The 4,851-nt window shown below is 57.6% G+C and carries 3 protein-coding genes; 1 reads left to right on the top strand and 2 read right to left on the bottom strand.

Annotated features, from left to right (window positions below):
• The first annotated feature begins 129 nt into the window (after positions 1-129).
• Positions 130-1,173, top strand: a complete 1,044-nt coding sequence (locus tag HQL65_20230) for a PDZ domain-containing protein (protein ID MBF0138564.1) — start codon at positions 130-132, stop codon at positions 1,171-1,173.
• A 25-nt stretch (positions 1,174-1,198) separates the two neighbouring features.
• Here the strand turns inward: HQL65_20230 and HQL65_20225 are convergent, their stop codons facing one another.
• Positions 1,199-1,729 carry a cyclic nucleotide-binding domain-containing protein gene (locus HQL65_20225; GenBank protein MBF0138563.1) on the bottom strand — a complete coding sequence of 177 codons (531 nt, stop codon included), beginning with the start codon at positions 1,727-1,729 and terminating at the stop codon, positions 1,199-1,201.
• Positions 1,730-1,978: 249 nt separating this feature from the next.
• Positions 1,979-4,549, bottom strand: a complete 2,571-nt coding sequence (locus HQL65_20220) for an ABC transporter permease (protein ID MBF0138562.1) — start codon at positions 4,547-4,549, stop codon at positions 1,979-1,981.
• Positions 4,550-4,851 lie beyond the last annotated feature (302 nt).

Raw genomic sequence — 4,851 nt, 5'->3', positions numbered from 1 at the left:
CCTCCTGGACCTCCATCCCAGTTTTTCATTCGTTTTTTGAAATTAACATGTTATTATACAGCCTCTTAGTCAATAATATGGCAAGGCAGAATCAATGGTGTACGGATTATAAATTCAGGGGGAACAATCATGGACATCATGGGCCTCACCTTGTTTGACCCAAAATGGCTCGAATCCCGCAAAAGTATCCAGGATATGGACAAGGGGATTGTCCAGGACCGTTCCCTGGATACCAAACAGGCCGGTGATGCCCGCCGCAAACGGGAAATGGAAGAAGCCTCCGGCAAGCGCCCCTCCCTGGCAACCTTGGCCGAAGAGGCCATCAGTCGGGCGATCAACACGGCCCGTGGTGGCTCCGGGACAGCAACCGGCATCTCTCATGCTGCAACTGCCGGAGCGTCGGCAGACGTTCAGGCCTTACAGGCCGCATCGCGAGACAATACCACCGATATCCCGGGCAGCAACACGGAAAACCCTGCCGTCAAGGCACTCCAGACCCCCCTGCCCCCCTCCCTGGCCGCGTTGCCCACGCAGGCGAATCTGGAATCGGGCCGGCTGCGGATACCCTTGCGCAATCTGGGTGATCAACCGACCATTCGCATCCAATCCCGCGAGGGATTCGTGTTCCTGTTGCCGGTCAATAAAAGCCTGCATGAAGGCGGAGGATTGACAGTGGCATCCCAACCACCCGGCATTCGCTGGCAGTTGAACGGGGTACCCATGGGCGTCACTCCGGGCGAGGCGATCCGTCTGCCACACGGGGAACAGAATATCACTTTTGCCGGATATGGACAGGTCAAAAACCTGCGTGTTGAAATCGGCGATGTTGGCTATGTCTATGTGTTGGCAGCCGTTCTTTCCGAGGCACTCAAAACGGTCAAGAGTGAAACAACCGGAAAAAAGTCGCGCCGCCGTCCCTGGCTGGGTTTGGCGGCAGACCCGGCACCCCGGAGTGATGGCGTCCTGATCGTCGGTGTCGAGCCGAACAGTCCGGCTTACAAGGCCGGCATTCGGGCAGGTGATTTCCTGTTGACCCTGGACAACCATCCTGTGACACCCCACACCCTGTCACAACTGGTCAGCAGCCACGATCCAGATACGGAAATGATCATGGCCCTGCGTCGCCCGGGACTGCCCATCCAGGTCGTCTCCGTGCAATTGGAAACCTCTTGAAAACCATGCCCTGCCACGCCCGGGATCAGACCCAGACCTGGGTGGTGTATCCGTGTGAAACCTCGTTGTATTTGCGGGCAGCCAGGGGCATGGCGGAGGCCTGGACGTTTTGCAGCTTGCGAACTTCATTGATCAGGGTCTGATTGCTGCGCCGGATTCTTTTGGCAAGCAGGCTGGAAAAATTTCCCATGATGCGAAAACCAAGAATGGGCATTTCGTTCATGAGTGCCAACAGTTTTTCCTTTTCCAATACATATAAAGTCAACTCTTCCTGGGCAATGGTCGTGGCACTGCGCGCCGAGCCATCCAAAAAAGCCACCTCACCAAAAATATCCGGACCGGTGACCGTGGCCAGAGTGCGTGGTGCCACCAGGTTACCCATATCCAGTTCCACGCGCACCTGCCCTTTGGGCAAACAATACACCTCTGATCCCGACGCCCCCTCTTGAAAAATGACCTGCTTTGCAGAGTAGCGTTGCGCACGGGCACATCTTTCGATGACCATCCGCAATTCTGCATCTGTCAAGCCATCGAAAAGATTGATTTTGATCAACATTTGAATATCATTCTCCATGGCCAGCGCCCCCCTTGAAAAAAATTCCAAAAATCAACCACAATCACCATTCTGCTCTTTCATGCCCGCAACAGATGCAGATCCTGAAACAGGTGCATCCGGAATTTTTCTGCCCGGCCCAACCCGTTTTTCATACCCGAAACAAGTCCGGAATTATTCTGCCCGACCCAACCCGTTTTTCATACCCGAAACAGGTTTGACAGCAAGGGACGGCTCAACCCAACCCGATTTTCATACCCGAAACAAGTTTGACAGCAAGGGACGGCTCAATTCTCGACGCAAGGCAAGCCAGCCACTCAAGACAATCATCACCACGGCAGCCCCCCACAGAAGCAGGGCAGGACCCACAATTACATGCCAGGGTTCCGAATCCTTGAACCCATACACGGCAACGGCCCCTCGCAGAGCCTGGGAGACGAAGAGGGACAAGGTGGCTGTCATGACACCCTGCAAAAAAAATTCCAGGAGAGCCATGCGGACCACATCCCCACGGGTGGCCCCCAGCAGGCGGCAGACGGCCCCTTCTCTGGCCCGGCGTTGGCGGGTGGCAAAAATGGCCACCCACAGTACCATGAGACCGGCAACGACGGCCAACCCTCCCAACGCTGTCACGGCCTGGGCCAGTTTTTCCAGGATATCGCGCATGGTGGTCATGATTTCCCGGGTTCGGATGACGGTGACATTGGGAAAACTGTTGACCGTGGCCTGATACACCGCTTCCTCGCGGTCCGGCTCGATGGCCAGGGAACCAAGCCAGGTTCCGGGTACGTCCTGCAACAGGGCCGGAGAGAAAATCACAAAAAAATTCAATCCCATATCCGACCAGGTTACCTTGCGTATGTTGCGAACGGGGGCTGCCACGGTCACCCCCTGGATTTCAAAAACGAGCTGATCCCCCAGATGCAGGTTCAGATCGTGGGCCATGTCGGCCTCCACGCTGAGACCACTCTCTGTCGGAGATGTCCACCACTGGCCGGCAATGAGGGGGTTGTTGGGGGGAAGGGTTGCGGACCAGGTGAGTACATATTCCCGCGCAAAGCGCCAGGCATTGGCCGGTGTGATTGGTTCTTTCTGGTCAAGGGTGCTGGCGCGGCGCAGGTCGATCAGGCGTCCCCGTACCACCGGTGTGATGCGCAAGGCATCCGGTTCCGACGCCATGCGACGAACCAGGTGTTGGAAGGCAACCGTTTGATCGGTCTGGATATCGACAAAAAAGAGTGCCGGGATCCGTTTGGGCAATTGGGTCTGGATCTGGCGGTTGAGATCGCCTTGCAGCAGCACAATGGCGGTGACCAGGGAGACTCCCAGACTCAGGGCGGTGGTGGTGGACAAGGCACCATTTTCCGGGCGCAGCAGGGCACGCACGGCCAGGTTCCAGGTGGGGCGTCTTGGATGCCAATAACGCAACAGGCGCAGGCAACCCCGGATCAATCCATGCAATCCGACCAGGCTGACGAGAGACATGCCCAGAAACCCCAGGGCCAGTCTGGTTTCACCGGCAACATGCACCGCCGTGGCCGTCAAAGGCAAACCCACCACAAACACCGGCCAGATCGAACGAACCCGTCCCTCTGCCTCTGTGCCCCAATCCGATGCGGAGCGAAACAATGCCCCTGGCAGTGTGCGGCGTATGTCCCACAAGGGTCCCAGGGCCAAGAGCAGGCTGACCAGAATGCCCAGGGCAAGCCCGGATGACAGCAGCCAGGGATCAGGTCGATAGGGCGCAGAGCCAGTCAACATGTCGCCGGAAAGATTCAGCAACAACCAGGGGGTCGCCACGCCCAGCAGGACGCCACTCAGAGAACCGCAACCGGCCAGGAGGATCACTTTCCAGAGAAAAATTTGCCCGAGCATGGCATTGTCGGCCCCGAGAACCTTCAGGACGGCGACCATTTTGACCCGTTCACGCATGTAGTTGGCCACACTGCCGGCGATGGCCTGGCCACCCACGAGCAGTGCCATCACCGCCACCAACCCCATGAAGATGGCAAAACGGCCCAGGAGACGAGTGGCTCCGGGCTGTTTTTTCCCTGGCACCAGGACATGAATGCCTTGTGGCTTGGCCAGGGTTTCGAGGTGGGCGGCCACGGATGCCACGGTTTCGCCGGGTGCAAGCCGCAAGGAGTGGACATGATGTACCCGGCTGCCGGGGCGGATCAGATGGGTGGATGGTACCTGATCCAGGTCGATGAACACCCTGGGACCAAGGGAAAAAAGACGCATGACGCGATCCGGTTCCCGCGCCAGGATGGCCCGGATTTGAAACCGGGCATCGCCGATGCGAATATGTTCGCCAACCCGCAGATGCAGGCGCTCCAGCAGATTGGCTTCCACCACGGCCCCACCATTTTGCAAGGCCGTGACGAGGGAACCACCCCCAAGCAGATCGACCCGTCCGCGCAGGGGGTGTTGTGGCGTGACAGCCTTGACTTCCACAAGCTGGTTTTGTTCATGGAGTTGGCTGTTTTCAGGTGGGACGGTGGAGTGTTGCGGCGTGGCAGCCTTGACTTCCACAACAGGACGGGCCATGGCCGTGAACTCCAGGCTTTTGGCCACGACGCGACCTGGACCAAAAAGATGTTTTTCGGCCCAGGCATCCAGGGGAGCCGATCCTTCTATCCGAATGTCGGCAGCCAGCATGGCAAAGGTTTCGGCCTCAATCCGGGCGTGCAACATCCCCCCTGTCAGAGCCACTCCGACCAGGATCCACACACCCAGCAGGACGCTGCCAAAAAACAGCAAACCACCTCGCGGATCAGACCGCACCAGCCGCCAAGCCAGCGGCAATCCCGTTCCTTTCATGCGACTGGTCGGGGAAGCAACTCAGCCGATCCCCTGAAATATGGATTCATGACTGTATGGGATGTACGCCAAATCCCCTCCTGCACATTGTCCATTCCCGAATCCGTGATGAAAAAACACTCCGCCGTAGATCCATCATCATCCAGACCCTGAACAAGCCCACAATGATACCGCCCGCTCAGTTGACAAAAAGGTCGCCCGGTGAGTTGGCGCTCAGGATGCGGCCAGTCCAACTCTCCAGCTCTTCTGTTTTGCCTCAGTTGAAATCCGACAATTCCATCTTTTGGTTAAGCTATATATGA

Source organism: Magnetococcales bacterium (assembly GCA_015228935.1).
In the GTDB taxonomy this organism is placed as follows: domain Bacteria; phylum Pseudomonadota; class Magnetococcia; order Magnetococcales; family DC0425bin3; genus HA3dbin3.
This window is presented reverse-complemented; position numbering and strand designations above follow the sequence as displayed.

What these genes read in the sequence shown, in the direction of transcription:
- HQL65_20230 (MBF0138564.1), top strand. Translation starts at nt 130, where the DNA reads ATGGACATCATGGGCCTCACCTTGTTTGACCCAAAATGGCTCGAATCC.
- HQL65_20225 (MBF0138563.1), bottom strand. Translation starts at nt 1,729, where the DNA reads ATGTTGATCAAAATCAATCTTTTCGATGGCTTGACAGATGCAGAATTG.
- HQL65_20220 (MBF0138562.1), bottom strand. Translation starts at nt 4,549, where the DNA reads ATGAAAGGAACGGGATTGCCGCTGGCTTGGCGGCTGGTGCGGTCTGAT.